Origin of the sequence: Streptomyces sp. NBC_01089, assembly GCF_045162975.1 — a bacterium.
Lineage (GTDB): Bacteria > Actinomycetota > Actinomycetes > Streptomycetales > Streptomycetaceae > Streptomyces.
Window position 1 is genome coordinate 2,068,525 of sequence record NZ_CP108660.1, and the last position, 16,757, is coordinate 2,085,281.

12 protein-coding genes are annotated in these 16,757 nt (G+C 71.4%); 3 read left to right on the plus strand and 9 right to left on the minus strand.

The genetic code is table 11. From position 1 onward, the window contains the following. Window positions 1–37: 37 nt before the first annotated feature. Window positions 38–4,663 carry an ATP-dependent helicase gene (locus OG510_RS09070; protein WP_406136262.1) on the plus strand — a complete coding sequence of 1,542 codons (4,626 nt, stop codon included), beginning with the start codon at window positions 38–40 and terminating at the stop codon, window positions 4,661–4,663. Between the two features lie 136 nt (window positions 4,664–4,799). On the opposite strand, the gene OG510_RS09075 is transcribed toward OG510_RS09070, so the two are convergent. Next, window positions 4,800–5,693 (minus strand): LLM class flavin-dependent oxidoreductase, encoded by an 894-nt coding sequence (locus OG510_RS09075; protein WP_406136263.1) that lies wholly within the window; start codon window positions 5,691–5,693, stop codon window positions 4,800–4,802. Between the two features lie 238 nt (window positions 5,694–5,931). Between OG510_RS09075 and OG510_RS09080 the strand changes: the two genes are divergently transcribed. Then, window positions 5,932–6,783 carry an Fpg/Nei family DNA glycosylase gene (locus OG510_RS09080; protein ID WP_406136264.1) on the plus strand — a complete coding sequence of 284 codons (852 nt, stop codon included), beginning with the start codon at window positions 5,932–5,934 and terminating at the stop codon, window positions 6,781–6,783. A 95-nt stretch (window positions 6,784–6,878) separates the two neighbouring features. After that, window positions 6,879–7,658 carry an SDR family NAD(P)-dependent oxidoreductase gene (locus OG510_RS09085; protein WP_406136266.1) on the plus strand — a complete coding sequence of 260 codons (780 nt, stop codon included), beginning with the start codon at window positions 6,879–6,881 and terminating at the stop codon, window positions 7,656–7,658. A 650-nt stretch (window positions 7,659–8,308) separates the two neighbouring features. Here OG510_RS09085 and OG510_RS09090 read toward each other — a convergent pair. The 8 genes from OG510_RS09090 to OG510_RS09125 all read right to left on the minus strand — a co-directional run bounded on the left by OG510_RS09090 (window position 8,309) and on the right by OG510_RS09125 (window position 16,714). Then, window positions 8,309–8,779 carry a Dps family protein gene (locus tag OG510_RS09090; protein WP_406136267.1) on the minus strand — a complete coding sequence of 157 codons (471 nt, stop codon included), beginning with the start codon at window positions 8,777–8,779 and terminating at the stop codon, window positions 8,309–8,311. 134 nt (window positions 8,780–8,913) lie between these two features. Then, window positions 8,914–9,297, minus strand: coding sequence for a helix-turn-helix domain-containing protein (locus tag OG510_RS09095; RefSeq protein ID WP_164266895.1), 384 nt, complete (start codon window positions 9,295–9,297; stop codon window positions 8,914–8,916). A 109-nt stretch (window positions 9,298–9,406) separates the two neighbouring features. Continuing rightward, complete coding sequence (locus OG510_RS09100; RefSeq protein ID WP_406136268.1) at window positions 9,407–9,916, minus strand: CinA family protein; 510 nt, start codon at window positions 9,914–9,916, stop codon at window positions 9,407–9,409. Continuing rightward, on the minus strand, window positions 9,913–10,572 hold the full coding sequence (gene pgsA, locus OG510_RS09105; RefSeq protein ID WP_406136269.1) for a CDP-diacylglycerol--glycerol-3-phosphate 3-phosphatidyltransferase: 660 nt from the start codon (window positions 10,570–10,572) through the stop codon (window positions 9,913–9,915). The genes OG510_RS09100 and pgsA overlap by 4 nt, the downstream gene beginning before the upstream one ends. Beyond that, window positions 10,569–12,032, minus strand: coding sequence for a 30S ribosomal protein S12 methylthiotransferase RimO (gene rimO, locus OG510_RS09110; protein WP_406136271.1), 1,464 nt, complete (start codon window positions 12,030–12,032; stop codon window positions 10,569–10,571). Before rimO ends, pgsA begins: the two co-directional genes overlap by 4 nt. Window positions 12,033–12,080: 48 nt before the next feature. Beyond that, window positions 12,081–12,890, minus strand: a complete 810-nt coding sequence (locus tag OG510_RS09115) for a helix-turn-helix domain-containing protein (protein WP_406136273.1) — start codon at window positions 12,888–12,890, stop codon at window positions 12,081–12,083. A gap of 230 nt (window positions 12,891–13,120) precedes the next feature. Then, window positions 13,121–15,898: a DNA translocase FtsK gene (locus tag OG510_RS09120; protein ID WP_406136274.1), complete on the minus strand. Its 2,778-nt coding sequence runs from the start codon at window positions 15,896–15,898 to the stop codon at window positions 13,121–13,123. 135 nt (window positions 15,899–16,033) lie between these two features. Then, a complete protein-coding gene (locus tag OG510_RS09125) occupies window positions 16,034–16,714 on the minus strand; it encodes a two-component system response regulator (RefSeq protein WP_164266742.1) in 681 nt (226 codons plus the stop codon). Window positions 16,715–16,757: the final 43 nt, after the last annotated feature.

Below are 16,757 nucleotides of genomic sequence, written 5' to 3' on the forward strand. Positions count from 1 at the left end.
CCGGGCGGTTGTCAGTGGTGGAGTGCACGATGGGGACATGGTGACGTCAGCGCTCGACTCCTTCTCCCCCGCGACCCGCGGCTGGTTCACGGGGGCCTTCACCGCGCCCACCCCGGCCCAGGACGGTGCGTGGCGGGCGATCGGGGCCGGGTCCGATGTGCTGGTCGTGGCCCCGACCGGCTCGGGCAAGACGCTCGCGGCGTTCTTGGCCGCCCTCGACCAGCTGGCGTCGGCGCCGCCGCCCGCCGATGCCAGGAAGCGCTGCCGGGTCCTCTATGTCTCCCCGCTCAAGGCGCTCGCCGTGGACGTCGAGCGCAATCTCCGCAGCCCGCTCACCGGTATCCGTCAGGAGTCGGTGCGGCTGGGGCTGCCGGAGCCCGATGTGCGGGTCGGTATCCGCTCGGGTGACACCCCCGCCGGGGAGCGGCGCTCGATGGCGCTCCGGCCGCCGGACATCCTGATCACCACCCCCGAGTCGCTGTTCCTGATGCTGACCTCATCGGCGCGTGAGGCGCTGGCGGGCGTCGAGACGGTGATCCTGGACGAGGTCCACGCCGTCGCTGGCACCAAGCGGGGTGCGCATCTCGCGGTGTCCCTGGAGCGGCTGGACGAGCTGTTGCCGCGCCCGGCCCGCCGTATCGGGCTGTCCGCGACGGTCAGGCCGGTGGACGAGATCGCCCGCTATCTCTCACCGCAGCGCAAGGCCGAGATCGTGCAGCCGCCCTCGGGCAAGGAATTCGACCTGTCGGTGGTCGTCCCCGTCGAGGACCTCGGTGAGCTGGGCGGTTCCCCGGCCTCCGACACCGACCCGGACAAGGCGGAGAAGCCGTCCATCTGGCCACACGTCGAGGAACGCATCGCGGACCTGGTCCAGGCGCACCGCTCGACGATCGTCTTCGCCAACTCCCGCCGCCTGGCGGAGCGCCTGTGCAACAGGCTGAACGAGATCGCGTACGAGCGGGCGACCGGCGAGGTCATGCCGGAGGCGCACTCACCCGCCGAGGTGATGGCCGAGTCGGGCGCGGCCAAGGGGGCGCCCGCCCTGCTGGCCCGCGCACACCACGGCTCGGTGTCCAAGGAGCAGCGCGCCCAGGTCGAGGAGGATCTGAAGGCGGGCCGGCTGCCCGCCGTCGTGGCCACATCCAGCCTTGAGCTGGGGATCGACATGGGGGCGGTCGATCTGGTCGTCCAGGTCGAGTCACCGCCTTCGGTGGCCTCCGGCCTCCAGCGGGTGGGGCGCGCGGGACACCAGGTGGGCGCCGTGTCCACGGGTGTGGTCTTCCCCAAGTACCGCGGGGACCTGGTGCAAGCCGCCGTGGTGACCGAGCGGATGCGGACCGGCTCGATCGAGGCGCTGCGGATCCCGTCGAACCCGCTGGATGTGCTGGCCCAGCAGCTGGTCGCCATGGTGGCGCTCGACAGCTGGCAGGCCGACGACCTGCTGGCGGTGGTCCGCCGCGCCGCGCCCTTCGCCGCGCTCCCGGAGTCCGCCTTCACCGCGGTCCTGGACATGCTCGCCGGACGCTATCCGTCGGACGCCTTCGCGGAACTGCGCCCGCGCGTGGTCTGGGACCGGATCGCCGGTACGGTCACGGGCCGCCCCGGGGCGCAGCGCCTCGCCGTCACATCCGGCGGCACCATCCCCGACCGCGGTCTCTTCGGCGTCTTCCTCGCCGGGGCCGACCCCAAGAAGGGCGGGGGGCGGGTCGGTGAGCTGGACGAGGAGATGGTCTACGAGTCCAGGGTGGGCGACGTCTTCACCCTCGGCACCACGTCCTGGCGCATCGAGGACATCACCCGCGACCGGGTGCTGGTCACCCCGGCCCCGGGGGTGCCGGGACGGCTGCCGTTCTGGAAGGGCGACCAGCTGGGCCGCCCGCTCGAACTGGGCCGTGCCGTGGGCGCGTTCCTCCGCGAGGTGGGCGGGCTCGCCCCGGACGACGCGAGACTGCGGCTGCTCGCCGCCGGGCTGGACGCCTGGGCCGCCGACAATGTCCTCTCCTACCTGGACGAGCAGCGCCGGGCCTGCGGCCATGTGCCGGACGACCGGACCATCGTCGTCGAACGGTTCCGTGACGAGCTGGGCGACTGGCGGGTGGTGGTGCACTCCCCGTTCGGCGCGCAGGTGCACGCGCCCTGGGCGCTCGCGCTCGGCGCCAAGCTCTCCGAGCGGTACGGGATGGACGCCCAGGTCATGCACGCCGACGACGGGATCGTGCTGCGGCTCCCCGACGCCGATCTGATGGGCCTCGACCTGCTGGACGCCGATCCGGCCGCCCCTGGCGTCGAGTACGACACCGAACAGGCCCCGCTCGGGGCGGCCGATGTGGCCTTCGACAAGGGTGAGATCAATCAGATCGTCACAGATCAGGTGGGCAGCTCGGCTCTCTTCGCCTCCCGCTTCCGGGAGTGCGCGGCGCGCGCCCTGCTCCTGCCGCGCCGCAGCCCGGGCAAGCGGACACCGCTGTGGCAGCAGCGCCAGCGTGCCTCCCAGCTCCTGCAGGTCGCGAGCGAGTTCGGCTCGTTCCCCATCGTCCTCGAAGCCGTCCGTGAGTGCCTCCAGGACGTGTTCGACGTACCGGGCCTCACCGAGCTGATGGGCGACATCGAGTCGCGCCGCGTGCGGCTCGTCGAAGTCACCACGGCCGAGCCCTCGCCGTTCGCCCGCTCGCTCCTCTTCGGCTATGTCGCCCAGTTCCTGTACGAGGGCGACTCGCCGTTGGCGGAGCGGCGGGCGGCGGCCCTCTCGCTGGACTCCCGGCTCCTCGCCGAGCTGCTGGGCCGGGCCGAACTGCGCGAGTTGCTGGACGCCGACGTGCTGGAAGAGCTGGAGCGCGAGCTCCAGTGGCTGACGGACGACCGGCGGATCAAGGACGCCGAGGGGGTGGCGGACCGGCTGCGGCTGCTGGGCCCGCTGACGGACGCCGAACTGGCCGAGCGCGGGGCTGAGCCGCACTGGGCGCCGGAGCTGGCGGCGTCCCGCCGCGCCATCCGGGTCCGTATCGCGGGCACCGACCACTGGGCGGCGATCGAGGACGCGGGCAGACTGCGAGACGCGCTCGGCACCGCGCTGCCGGTGGGTGTGCCCGAGGCGTTCACCGAGCCGGTCAAGGATCCGCTCGGCGATCTGCTGTCCCGCTTCGCCCGCACGCACGGCCCGTTCACCTCGTCGACGGCAGCGGCACGCTTCGGTCTGGGCAGCGCGGTCACGGACGGCGCGCTGCAGCGGCTCGCCGCCGCGGGCCGGGTCGTCCAGGGCGAGTTCCACCCCTCGGGCATCGGCCAGGAGTGGTGCGACGCCACCGTGCTGCGCAGGCTCCGCCGCCGCTCCCTCGCGGCGCTGCGCGAGGAGCTCGAACCGGTTCCGCCCGAGGCCCTCGCCTCGTTCCTCCCCCAGTGGCAGCATCTCGGCGCCGGCGGCCTGCGCGGCATCGACGGTCTGGCCCGCGCCATCGAGCAGCTCCAGGGGGCACCGGTCCCCGCATCCGCGCTGGAGAGACTGGTCCTGCCCGCGAGGGTGTCCGGCTACACCCCGGCCCTCCTGGACGAACTCACCACCACCGGTGAGGTCGTCTGGGCCGGCGCGGGCGCCCTTCCGGGCAAGGACGGCTGGATCTCCCTCTTCCTGGCGGACAGCGCACCGCTGCTCGTCCCACCGCCGCACCCACTGGAGCTGAGCGCGCTGCACGAGTCCGTGCTCCAGGCCCTCGCCCCGGGCTACGGCCTCTTCTTCCGCCAGCTCAAGGACCACGTCCAGGCCACCACCCACCCGGACTGCACGGATCCCCAACTGGCCGACGCCATCTGGGATCTGGCCTGGTCGGGCCGGCTGACCAACGACACCCTGGCCCCGCTCCGCGCCCTGCTCGGCTCGGGCCGGACGGCGGGCTCCACCGCCCACCGCGCCCGCCGGACGGTCCCGCGCGGGCGGTACGGCTCACTCACCGCGGGGGCGCGCCCCGTCTCCCGGACCGGGCCGCCGACCGTGGCGGGCCGCTGGTCCTTGCTCCCGGCCGCCGAGCCCGACGCGACCCGCCGTGCACACGCCCTGGCCCGTACGCTCCTGGACCGGCACGGCGTCGTCACCCGGGGCGCGGTATCGGCCGAAGGGGTCGAGGGCGGCTTCTCCGCCGTCTACCGGATCCTCTCCGCGTTCGAGGACACCGGGCAGGCACGACGGGGCTATGTCGTGGAGGGCCTGGGCGCGGCCCAGTTCGCGATGGACGGTGCGGTCGACCGGCTGCGTGCTGCCGCCACCGCGCGCGACCGTACGGACGCGGGCACACCGGGCCGCGCGCTGGTGCTGGCCGCGGCGGATCCGGCGAACGCCTATGGGGCGGCGCTGCCTTGGCCGGAATCCCCGGGCGGGGTGGGCCACAAGCCCGGCCGCAAGGCGGGCGCTCTGGTCGTCCTGGTGGACGGCGAGCTGATCCTTTACATGGAGCGCGGTGGCAAGAGCCTGCTGGCCTGGCCCACCGAGCCCGACCACCCGGCGCTGCTGGCCGCCGGAGAGGCGCTCGCCGCGGCGGCGGCTTCGGGGGCGCTCGGCACCGTGACCGTGGAGCGCACCAACGGCACGGCGGCGCTCACATCGGACCTGGGCCGGACCTTGGAGGCAGCCGGTTTCGTGGCCACTCCGAGGGGGTTGCGGCTGAGAGCCTGAACAGGAGATCCGGAACAGCGGGGCGCCGTCGCACCGGGGCGGCAGAGTCATACGGGGGCGGGCCATGCCTACGGGTAGGTCATGCCTGCGGGCGGGTCATGCCGGGGCCATCGAAGTCACACTGCGGCAGGCCGGGTCATGCCGCACCGTGCTCCTGGGCCGTCGCGGTGATGAGTTCGTCGGCGACCCATCGTGCGACGTCCACGGGGTAGGGGGCCGACAGCCCCAGGACGATGTGCTGGAAGCCGGCCGCGGTCGCCCTGCCGATCGACTCCCGGGTCGTACCGGGATCCTCGTAGGAGACCGGCAGCACGAGCGAGCGGGTGATCGAGGCGGGATCGCGCCCGATCTCGGCGCAGTAGCGGTCGAGCAGGGCGCTGCGAGCGGCGGCGTCGTCCACGTCGCCGCCGGGGAAGTTCCACACGTCGGCGTGCTCGGCGACCACTCGGAGCGTCGCTGACGCGCGTCCGCCGATGAGGAGGGGCGGGTGCGGGCGCTGAACGGGTTTGGGGTTGCCGAACGCGCCGGTCAGCCGGATGTGGTCACCGTCGAAGTCGAACGGCTCCGGCTCGGTCCACAGCCGCCGGATGACCGTGCACGCCTCGGCGAGACCGGCGACGGCGTGGGCGGCGTCGTGGAAGGGCAGACCGTGCGCCTCGTACTCGCGCCGGGCCACGGGGTGACCGGGCCGTGAGCCGGCGCCGATTCCGAAGTCGAGCCGCCCGTGGGAGATGACGTCGACGGTCGCCGCGATCTTGGCCAGCATCGCGGGCGGGCGGAAGCGGTTGCTGGTCACCAGCACACCGATGCGCAGCCGCCGGGTCTGCGCGGCCAGGGCCGAGAGCAGCGTCCAGCCTTCGTAGGCCACCCCGTTCGGGTCGCCCCCGATCGGCATGAGGTGATCGAAGAGCCATGCGTGCTCGATCTCGGGGATCGCGTCGGCCTCGCGCCAGACCCGCAGGATGTCGGCGTAGTCGACCTGCGAGGGCGCGGTCATGATCCCGAAACGGGGCTGTGGTGACTGCGGCATGGGACCACTGGTCCTTTCAAGCTCAACACGGTGGCGCCGGACGCGACCAAAAGCGGAACATTGTTCCACTAACGATACGGAACAACGTTCCGCCTGGCAACCCGGAACCCGACAACGCGGCACCCCCACCCGGACCTGCCCCACAAGCCCGGACCTGCCCCAGTACCCGGCCACCCGGGCACCGGACCACCCGGCCGCCGGACCACCGCGCCCGGCAACAAGCCCGCATCATGGAGAGATGCCCGAAGGAGACAGCGTCCACCAGGCCGCCCGGCGGCTGCACACGGCGCTCGCCGGCCACACCCTCACCCGGTTCGACCTGCGCGTCCCCCGGTTCGCGACCGCGGATCTCACCGGGCGCACCGTCCTCGACGTCACCCCGCGCGGCAAACATCTACTGATGCGCACCGAAGGCGGCCTCACCCTGCACAGCCATCTGCGCATGGAAGGCGCCTGGAAGCTCTACGCCCCGGGCGAACGCTGGCGGGGCGGCCCTTCGTACGAGATCCGCGCCGTCATCGGAACCGCCGGACACACCGCCGTCGGCTACCGCCTCCCCGTACTCGAACTCCTGCGGACCGCCGACGAGAGCACGGTCGTGGGCCACCTCGGACCGGACCTCCTGGGTCCGGACTGGGATCCCGGCAAGGCACTCACCAACCTGTTGGCGGAGCCCGGCCGGCCCATCGCCGAAGCCCTTCTCGACCAGCGCAACCTCGCGGGCATCGGCAATGTCTTCGCAGCGGAGATCTGTTTCGTACTGCGCGCCACCCCCTGGCTGCCGGTCGGCGAACTCCCCCGCCCCGAAAGGGCGGTGACCGTCGCCAAGAAGCTGCTGGAGGCCAACCGCGACCGCCCCGTCCGCACCACGACGGGCCGGCCGGACCAGCGCCTGTACGTCTACGGCCGCGCTCCCCGCCCCTGTCTGCGCTGCGGAACGCAGGTACGCCGGGCCTACCGGACCGACAGCAGCGGCAAACACACCCGCACCGGCACCGGCGCCCGTGAACGCCCGACCTACTGGTGCCCCACCTGCCAGACAGGCCCCACCAGCCCCGCCAGCCCCACCAGCCCGACGACACCCACCTAGCCCACCCCAGACCCTCCCGAGCCACACCCTCCCCCCTCCGCCCTTCACCCACCCCACAGTTGACGCCCCGTCAGATTCAGTCGTACGGTCCCGTCATGCCCGTCACGGCGTACGACCTCACCGGCCGCACCGCGTTCATCACCGGCGCCGCGAGCGGCATCGGCCGCGCCTGCGCGGTCCTTCTCGCGGAAGCAGGCGCCACCGTCCACTGCGCGGACCGCGACGAAGCGGGCCTGCGCGCGACCGCCGCCACCATCACCGAAGCGGGCGGCACCGCGCACCTCCACCCCCTGGACGTCTCCGACCGCAGCGCCGTGGAAGCGGCCGTCGAGGGAGTCACCGCGACCTCCGGCCGGCTGGACATCCTGGCGGCCGTCGCGGGGATCATGCACAGCAGTCCGGTCCTGGAGACACGGGACGAGGACCTGGACCGCGTCCTCGCCGTCAACTTCAAGGGCGTGCTGTACGCCTGCCAGGCAGCGGCCCGCAGCATGATCGCGACAGGGACGGCGGGCAGCATCGTCACGATGGCATCCGGCGCCGTGGACACCGGAGGGCCGGGACTGCTCTGCTACGGCGTGACGAAAGCGGCCGTCTTCCAGCTGACGAAGACGCTCGCGACCGAGGTGGGGCCGCACGGGATCCGGGTCAACGCGGTCGCCCCCGGCTGGATCCGTACGCCCATGACCGAGCGGCACAACAACAGCGAGGCCCAGGCACACACCGCCGCCCTGATGTCCCGGATGTCGCCACTGGGCCGGGTGGGCACGCCCGATGAGATCGCACACGCCGTACTGCACCTGGCGTCCGACGCCGCAGCCTTCACGACGGGACAGATCCTGCGCCCTAACGGCGGCGTCGCGATGCCCTGGTGACAAGCCGCACCACGGCCCGGCCCAACGAATCCCCACCCCAACGCCGCTCCCCCGCCCCTCCACGCAGCACCCCACCGGAACGCTCCACAGCCGCCCCACCCCCCGGCACACCACCAGGACGCTCCACAGCCCACCGCCTCCCCCGCACCCCCGCGGAACGCGCACCCGCCCGCCGCCGGGCCCGCGAGCGGCCGGCCGGCAGCGCGACCACATGCACCGGCAACAGACTCAGCCCCCACCCCCCGATCACGACGGTGCCCTCCAGCGGCCCGGACGCGCCGGGCACCAGCACCAGCCGCAGGACGGCCCACCACCACAGACCGCCGAGTATGAGCGCCGGTATCACCGCCGGCATCCACCGCCGCACCATGGCCGCCTCCTCCGGCTGACGCCGGAGCCGCACCCGGAGAGACCGGCCGGGGCATACCGCCCACGGCCCCTCTCCGGCCACGGCGCCGACCGGGTCCCATCACCCGGCGGGAGAGCGCACGAGGTGCCCGCCCGGCGCATATCCGCACCGATATCACGCGTTCGTCGCTTGCCACGCCTTCCCCGCCCCTACGAGACCGCAGGACCGCAGGACCGCAGTCTCGTAGGACCGCAGGACCGGCAGGACCGGCAGGACCGGCAGGACTACGACCCAGCCGCTGTCACGCGTTCTCCGCCTGGTACATCCAGGCGTGCTTCTCCAGAGCCGCGGTGACCGCAATGAGCAGATCCTGGGTGACCGGGTCCGGGACATCGGTGGCCGCGATCCGCTCCCGCATCCGGGTGATGACGGCCCCGAGGGCGGCCACCAGGGTCCGTACGGCGTCGGTGTCGCTGATCCGCCCGTCCGGGACCTCCCGGATCGCGCTCGTCTTGGAGACCGTGGCGGCCCGTCCGTCCGGCGTCACACCGATCGCGGAGGCCCGCTCGGCCACCGTGTCCGTGTACTGACGCGCGGTGTCGACCACCTCGTCGAGCTGCAGATGAACCGACCGGAAGCGCGGTCCGACCACGTTCCAGTGCACCTGCTTGGCGACCAGCGACAGATCGATCAGATCGGCCAGCGCACCCTGGAGGGCATCTCCGACCACTTTCAGATCGGCTTCGGGCAGAGAGCTCTTCACGCCAGACATGCGGGTCCTCCCAGATGTTCGTACGTTTCCACCACCATGGCACAAATATCCGCAAAGGGGACATCCAGGGCAGCCCGAGACGGAAAACGGCTCCGACCGGTCCCTGAGGACCAGCCGGAGCCGGGAAGCACGTACTAGGCCGCTACTACATTCACGGCCTCGGCGGGCGCCTTGATCGTCACCCGCTCGGTAGGAACACCCGTGACCGACGTCACGGAAACGGAATTGAGCATCGAGCGTACCGGCACAGGCACGGGCTCAGTGGACGCTGCCGACTCGGCCAGCTCCGCGAGCGACAGTTCGTCACTCACTTCTCGCATGAGCTCGGACATCCGTACGTCAAGCGCGTCGCAGATCGCGGAGAGCAGCTCGGAGGATGCCTCCTTCTGCCCCCGCTCCACCTCGGACAGATAACCGAGAGAGACTCGGGCGGACGAGGAGACTTCGCGCAGAGTACGGCCCTGGCGCTGGCGCTGCCGACGCAGCACGTCACCCAACAGGCGACGGAGCAGAATCATCGGTGGCTCCCTCCTCGGACCGCGTAGCCGCATCCTTCACGCCCCACCGTACCGCCTTGCGCCGCGGCCGTGCGGGGAGCGATGTCGTGTTCACTCAGGGCTGCAAACATCAATTCCCCCCGTTCTCTTCCGTATCCTGTGTCCGCGCATTCGCACGGAGTTCATCGCAGAGCAGTCCGAGAACGCCCAGCACGCTCTCTCTACGGATTTCCGCCCGGTCCCCGTTCAACCGCAGTGAGGCCATATTCTCTGCCCCGCCCGGCCCGGAAACCGCGACGTACACCGTCCCGACGGGCTGCCCGTCCTGCATGGCGGGACCGGCCACCCCGGTGGTCGCCATCCCCCAGTCCGCGCCCAGCACCCGTCGCACCCCGGCCGCCATCTGCCGGGCGACCCCGGGATCCACCGGCCCGCGCTCCGCCAGCAGAGTCCCGTCGACGCCGAGGACTTCCTGCTTGAGGGCCGTCGCGTACGCCGTGAGGGACCCGCGGAAGACCCGGGAGGCACCTGGGACCGAGGTGAGCTCGGCGGCCAGCAGACCGCCGGTGAGCGACTCGGCGACGGCGAGGGTCTCCCCCCGGTCCGCCAGGAGCTCCAGCACCCGGGCCGCCGAACTCACCGGGCGGCCCGCTCGGCCGCGAGACCCTTACGGCGGGCGGTCACGGCCTGCTGTACGTAGTCGAGGCCGGTCACCACGGTCAGCACCACGGCGACCGCCATCACCCAGAACCGCATGGTGGCCAGCGGGCCGGTCAGCGCCAGGACGTACATCCCGACGGCCGTGCCCTGCGCGAGCGTCTTGATCTTGCCCCCGCGACTGGCCGGAATCACCGCGTGCCTGATCACCCAGAACCGCATCAGGGTGATCCCGAGCTCCCGGAAGAGGATCACGCCCGTCACCCACCAGGGCAGATCACCGAGGTACGAGAGACAGATCAGCGCCGCCCCCATGATCGCCTTGTCGGCGATGGGGTCGGCGATCTTCCCGAAGTCGGTGACCAGGTTGTACGTCCGCGCCAGATGGCCGTCGAAGACATCGGTGATCATCGCGACGGCGAAGGCCGCCCAGGCCCAGGCCCGCCAGACCGGGTCGTAGCCGCCGTCGTGGAGCAGCAGCAGCACGAAGCCGGGTACGAGCACCAGCCGCACCATGGTCAGCAGATTCGCGACGTTCCACAGGCTGGCCTGATTGACCACCGCGGCACCCAGCTTTCCGGCGGGCGCCGGCTTGGCACCGGTACCGCCGCCCGTAGCGGATGCCGGGACTCCGGTCATCTGGCTGCCTCCTCACCAAGACATTCGGCCACCAGGTCGACACCTTCGGTACCGACCACCTTCGCCACGACCATACGGCCGGGGACCAGGCCCTCGCTTGCCGTGAACATCACCTGCCCGTCCGTCTCGGGCGCCTGGTGCGCGGCCCTGCCGACCGCACCGTCCTCGCCGTCCACGGACTCCACGAGGACCGAGAGCGTCTCGCCGAGCCGCTCCTCGGCCCGCTGCGCGGTCAGCTCCTCGGCGAGCCGCGAGATGTGTTCGAGCCGTTCGGCGATGACCTCGGCGTCCAGCTTGTTCTCGTAGCCGACCGCCTCCGTGCCGTCCTCGTCCGAGTAGCCGAAGACCCCGATCGCGTCGAGCCGCGCCCCGGTGAGGAAACGCTCCAGCTCCGCCAGGTCGCTCTCGCTCTCGCCGGGGAAGCCCACGATGAAGTTGGAGCGCGCACCGGCCTGCGGTGCCTTGCCTCGGATCGTGCCGAGCAGTTCGAGGAACCGGTCGGTGTCCCCGAAGCGGCGCATCGCGCGGAGCACACCGGGTGCCGAGTGCTGGAAGGAGAGGTCGAAGTACGGGGCGACCTTCGGGGTCGACGTCAGGACGTCGATCAGCCCGGGCCGCATCTCGGCAGGCTGCAGATAGCTGACCCTGATCCGCTCGATGCCCTCGACATCCGCGAGCTCAGGCAGCAGCGTCTCCAGGAGCCGGATGTCGCCGAGGTCCTTGCCGTACGAGGTGTTGTTCTCGGAGACCAGCATGACCTCCTTGACCCCCTGCCCGGCCAGCCAGCGCGTCTCGCCGAGCACATCGGACGGGCGGCGCGAGATGAAGGAGCCGCGGAAGGACGGGATGGCGCAGAAGGAGCACCGCCGGTCGCAGCCGGAGGCCAGCTTCACGGAGGCCACGGGGCTGTTGCCGAGTCTGCGGCGCAGCGGTGCGCGTGGCCCGGAGACCGGGGCGATCCCCTCCGGCAGGTCGTCGGGCGGGGTGTCCTGCGCGTGGCCGGGAAGTGCCACACCGGGCGCGTCCTGGCGCTCGGCCGGGCTGATCGGCAGCAGCTTGCGGCGGTCGCGCGGGGTGTGCGACGCGTGGATCCCGCCGTTCAGGATGGTCTGGAGGCGGTCGGAGATATCGGCGTAGTCGTCGAATCCGAGGATTCCGTCGGCCTCGGGCAGCGCTTCGGCAAGATCCTTGCCGTACCGCTCGGCCATACAGCCGACGGCGACGACGGCCTGCGTCTTCCCGTGATCCTTCAGATCGTTGGCTTCGAGCAGGGCGTCGACGGAGTCCTTCTTGGCGGCTTCGACGAATCCACAGGTGTTGACGACGGCCACGTCCGCGGCGGCGGCGTCCTCGACGAGGTCCCAGCCGTCCGCTGCCAAGCGGCCTGCGAGCTCCTCCGAGTCCACCTCGTTACGGGCGCAGCCAAGAGTGACAAGGGCGACGGTACGGCGTTCGGGCATGGGCTCAAGACTACTTTGTCCCGGCCCACGCCCGTTCCGCGAGGGTGATCAGCCCGCCTCGGGGTCGCCCTTGGTGTAGGAGAGACGCTCGACCTGGCCGGTCTGGAAGTCGTTGTGGACGTCCTTGCCGTTCACGAACAGCTGGATCGCGCCGGCGTTCCCGAGGATCAGGTCGACCTGCTGGGCGTCCGTGAAGGTCTTGGACTCGCCCTTGGCGAGCACACCGTCGAAGAGCAGCTTGCCGTTGTGCGCCTTCGCGGAGATCCAGCTCTTGTCGTCGACAGCGGACAGCTTCACCGTCACCTTGTCCTTCGGCACAGCGGCGATGGCGCTGTCCGACGCGGCGGGAGAGCTGGGCTTGGGATCGGCCGGCTTGCTGGGCTTCGGGCTGGCGCCCTTCGTGGCGGTCGTGGGGCCTTCGGCGACCTGGTTGCTCTTCTTGTCGCCGCTGCCGCCGGTGAACATGGTGAACCCGACGAAGCCGAGCACGACGACGATCGCGGCGACCATGGCCGCGGTCCAGTTCGGGCGGCGGCGCTCGGGCTTGATGCGTTCCGCCTCGAAGAGCGGAGCGACCGGGGTCGGCTCGGGACGGCCGCCGTGTTCCGCGTCGTACTGGTCGACCAGCGGCGTCGGGTCGACGGCGACGGCGCGCGCCAGCGTACGGATGTGACCGCGGGCGTACACCTGGCCGCCGCAGCGGGAGAAGTCGTCCTGCTCGATCGCGTGCACGATGGGGATGCGCACCCGTGTGGCCGAGCTGACTTCCTCTACCGACAGACCGGCGGCGATCCGGGCCTGATGGAGGGCGTGACCGATCGAAGGCCGGTCGTCTTCGGGGGAGTTGCCGATGGACACGGGGGCGCCTTTCGAGCGTGAGCCACCTGCTGGATGTTCAGTCTAGGGGGGTGGTGAAAGGGTGGGGCAACCTGAGCGCGCACTTTGTACGCCATCAGGTCGGCGAATCACCGGACGACCCGCCGGGCGGGCCGGGAGACAACCCGTCTGCGGGACATCCCCGGCCCTTCTTCTCTGTGTGTCTCCTCAACTTGACGTACGGCCGGAGGAAACGGTTGCCCGCCGATCGGCTACGGCTCGGTCTCGCCGCGGATCACCGCGAGCACGCCGTCCATCTCGTCCGGCTTCACCAGCACGTCGCGGGCCTTGGACCCTTCGCTGGGTCCGACGATGTTCCGCGACTCCATGAGGTCCATCAGCCGGCCCGCCTTCGCGAAGCCGACGCGCAGCTTGCGCTGGAGCATCGATGTCGAGCCGAACTGTGTGGAGACGACCAGTTCGGCGGCCTGGCACAGCAGATCGAGATCGTCGCCGATGTCTCCGTCGATCTCCTTCTTCTTGGCCGTCCCGACCACGACGTCGTCGCGGAAGACGGGCGCCATCTGGTCCTTGCAGTGCTGGACGATCTCACCGACCTCTTCCTCGGTGACGAAGGCGCCCTGCATACGGGTGGGTTTGTTCGCCCCCATCGGGAGGAAGAGTCCGTCGCCCTTGCCGATCAGCTTCTCGGCGCCCGGCTGGTCGAGGATGACCCGGCTGTCGGCGAGCGACGAGGTGGCGAAGGCGAGGCGCGAGGGCACGTTGGCCTTGATCAGACCGGTGACGACGTCGACCGACGGCCGCTGGGTCGCCAGCACCAGGTGGATGCCGGCGGCGCGCGCCAACTGGGTGATCCGGACGATGGAGTCCTCGACGTCACGCGGCGCGACCATCATCAGGTCGGCGAGCTCGTCGACGATGACCAGCAGATACGGGTACGGGGAGAGCTCGCGCTCGCTGCCCTCCGGCGCCTTGGCCTTGCCGCTGCGCACGGCCTGGTTGAAGTCGTCGATGTGCCGGTAGCCGTAGGCCGCGAGGTCGTCGTACCGCAGGTCCATCTCGCGCACGACCCACTGGAGCGCCTCGGCGGCACGCTTGGGGTTGGTGATGATCGGGGTGATGAGGTGCGGGATGCCCTCGTACGCGGTCAGTTCGACGCGCTTCGGGTCGACCAGCACCATCCGTACGTCCTCGGGGGTCGCCCGCACCATCACCGAGGTGATCAGGCAGTTGATGCAGGAGGACTTTCCGGAGCCGGTCGCGCCCGCGACCAGGACGTGCGGCATCTTCGCCAGATTGGCCATCACATAGCCGCCCTCGACGTCCTTGCCGAGCGCCACCAGCATCGGGTGGTCGTCCTCGGCCGCGTCCGCGAGGCGCAGCACGTCACCGAGGTTGACCATCTCTCGGTCGGTGTTCGGGATCTCGATGCCGACGGCGGACTTGCCCGGGATCGGGGAGATGATCCGCACGTCCGGGCTGGCCACCGCGTAGGCGATGTTCTTGGTGAGCGCGGTGATCCGCTCGACCTTCACGGCCGGGCCGAGCTCCACCTCGTAGCGGGTGACGGTCGGGCCGCGGGTGAAGCCGGTGACGGCCGCGTCGACCTTGAACTCCCGGAAGACGTTCGACAGCGAGGCGACGACCGCGTCGTTGGCGGCGCTGCGGGTCTTGCCCGGGCCGCCGCGCACCAGCAGGTCCAGTGAGGGCAGCGAGTAGGTGATGTCGCCGGAGAGCTGGAGCTGTTCGGCGCGGGACGGCAGCGGCTGTGACTCGGGGGGCTTCGGGGACTTCTTCGTCAGGTCGGGTACGCCCGTGCCCGCCTCGTCGGGCTTCCCGGCTCCCGCCGACTCCCGGGCGGACGGCACGGGCGCCGCCGGCTGCGCCCCGGAAGGGGTGGCGTCGGGGCGCTCGACGGAGACGCCCTGGGTCAGGTCCGCGACCAGCGGGGAGGGCGGCAGCCCGTTCAGCACCGCCCCATCCAGAGCCGCGGCAGCGGCAGCCGCGACATCCACGGCGTCCATCGGCCGGCCGGGCGCCGGCTGCACGGACGGCCTGCGCGGCTTGGTGCGGCGCTTGGTGAGCGCCTGCTCCTCGGCGGCTTCGGCGTCGTACACCTCGGCGGTGCGGCCGCGCGGTGCGGCCGTGCGGCGGCCGGCCGGCAGCGACTCGCGCCACTGCTCCTCGTACCGCTCGTCGTCCTGCTCGTCCTGCTCGGCGCCCGCGGGCTCGGGGTCGACGATGCCGAGCCGGGCCCCGAGCGCCTTGAGCCGGTGCGGGATGGCGGTGACGGGGGTGGCCGTGACGACCAGCAGCCCGAAGACGGTCAGCAGCAGGAGCAGCGGTACGGCGAGGACATCACCCATCAGGAAGATCAGCGGCTTGGACGCGGCCCAGCCGATCAGCCCGCCGGCGTCCTGCATGGCCGATGTGCCGTCCCCGCGCCCGGGAGCGCCGCAGGCGATGTGGACCTGGCCGAGCACTCCGAGGACCAGCGCGGACAGCCCGATCACGATCCGGCCGTTCGCCTCCGGCTTCTCCGGGTGGAGGATCAGCCGTACGGCGATGGCACCCAGCAGTATCGGAACCAGCAGATCGAGCCGGCCGAAGGCGCCGGTGATCAGCATCTCGACGAGATCACCGACCGGGCCGTGCAGATTCGACCAGGTGCCGGCCGCGATGACGAGCGCGAGGCCGAGCAGCAGCAGCGCCACCCCGTCCTTGCGGTGGGCCGGGTCGAGCCCCTTCGCGCCGCGTCCTATGCCGCGGAACATCGCGCCGACGCCGTGGGCCGCGCCGAGCCAGACAGCCCGCACGAGCCGGTAGACGCCTCCGGTGGGGGACGGCGCCGGTTTCGGTGCGGGCTTCGCCGCCGCCTTCTTGGCGGGCGCGCGCTTCGCGGGGGCGGTCTTCTTCGCGGCGGTCTTCTTCGCCGGAGCTGCCTTCTTGGCTGGGCCGGTACGGCCGGCACGCGGCTTGGCGGTGCCCGCCGCGCCTGGGGAACCCTTGCCGGACGTACGTGAGGCCATGGAGGCGAGGTTACCTGTGTCGGCGGCGACGGACACGCGTGCTTACCGCTTCACCCGTTCGTGTCGCCGGGGTGAACACGCCTTCTTGACGCGCGGTGACGCGCCCTCAGCGGACGGCGATCGCCGGACGGCCCGTCAATTCTGCGAGGGGACCGGGGCAGTCGGGCCGCCCGTGCCCGGCTCCAGCGCGTCCAGAGCCCTGCGGAGACCGGTGAGTTTGCGCTCCAGATGGGCCGCGGTGGCCACCGCGGCGGCGTCCGCCGACTCCTCGTCGAGCTGTTTGGAGAGCGCCTCAGCCTGCTCCTCAACTGCCGCGAGCCGCGCGGACAGTTCGGCGAGGAGCCCGGCGGGCTCCTTGGCGTCACCGACCGCGGGAGCGCTGCCGTCGAGCTGGAGACGCAGCAGCGACGCCTGCTCACGCAGCTGGCAGTTCTTCATGTAGAGCTCGACGAAGACCGACACCTTCGCCCGCAGCACCCAGGGGTCGAACGGCTTCGAGATGTAGTCCACGGCCCCCGCGGCATAGCCCCGGAACGTGTGGTGCGGACCGTGGTTGATCGCGGTGAGGAAGATGATCGGGATGTCCCGGGTCCGCTCCCGCCGCTTGATGTGCGCGGCGGTCTCGAAACCGTCCATGCCCGGCATCTGGACGTCCAGCAGAATCACTGCGAAATCATCCGTCAGCAGCGCTTTGAGCGCTTCCTCCCCGGACGATGCCCGCACCAGTGTCTGATCGAGCGCGGAGAGAATGGCCTCCAGCGCCAGCAGATTCTCCGGCCGGTCATCGACCAGGAGGATCTTGGCCTTCTGCACCATGGCCCGTCCTCCTCGTCCCGGCAGTGCACCGGGCGCCGCCCCA

Coding starts and splice junctions, on each gene's coding strand:
- OG510_RS09075 (WP_406136263.1), bottom strand. CDS start 5,693: ATGCCGCAGTCACCACAGCCCCGTTTCGGGATCATGACCGCGCCCTCG.
- OG510_RS09080 (WP_406136264.1), top strand. CDS start 5,932: ATGCCCGAAGGAGACAGCGTCCACCAGGCCGCCCGGCGGCTGCACACG.
- OG510_RS09090 (WP_406136267.1), bottom strand. CDS start 8,779: ATGTCTGGCGTGAAGAGCTCTCTGCCCGAAGCCGATCTGAAAGTGGTC.
- OG510_RS09085 (WP_406136266.1), top strand. CDS start 6,879: ATGCCCGTCACGGCGTACGACCTCACCGGCCGCACCGCGTTCATCACC.
- OG510_RS09125 (WP_164266742.1), bottom strand. CDS start 16,714: ATGGTGCAGAAGGCCAAGATCCTCCTGGTCGATGACCGGCCGGAGAAT.
- pgsA (WP_406136269.1), bottom strand. CDS start 10,572: ATGACCGGAGTCCCGGCATCCGCTACGGGCGGCGGTACCGGTGCCAAG.
- OG510_RS09120 (WP_406136274.1), bottom strand. CDS start 15,898: ATGGCCTCACGTACGTCCGGCAAGGGTTCCCCAGGCGCGGCGGGCACC.
- rimO (WP_406136271.1), bottom strand. CDS start 12,032: ATGCCCGAACGCCGTACCGTCGCCCTTGTCACTCTTGGCTGCGCCCGT.
- OG510_RS09070 (WP_406136262.1), top strand. CDS start 38: ATGGTGACGTCAGCGCTCGACTCCTTCTCCCCCGCGACCCGCGGCTGG.
- OG510_RS09095 (WP_164266895.1), bottom strand. CDS start 9,297: ATGATTCTGCTCCGTCGCCTGTTGGGTGACGTGCTGCGTCGGCAGCGC.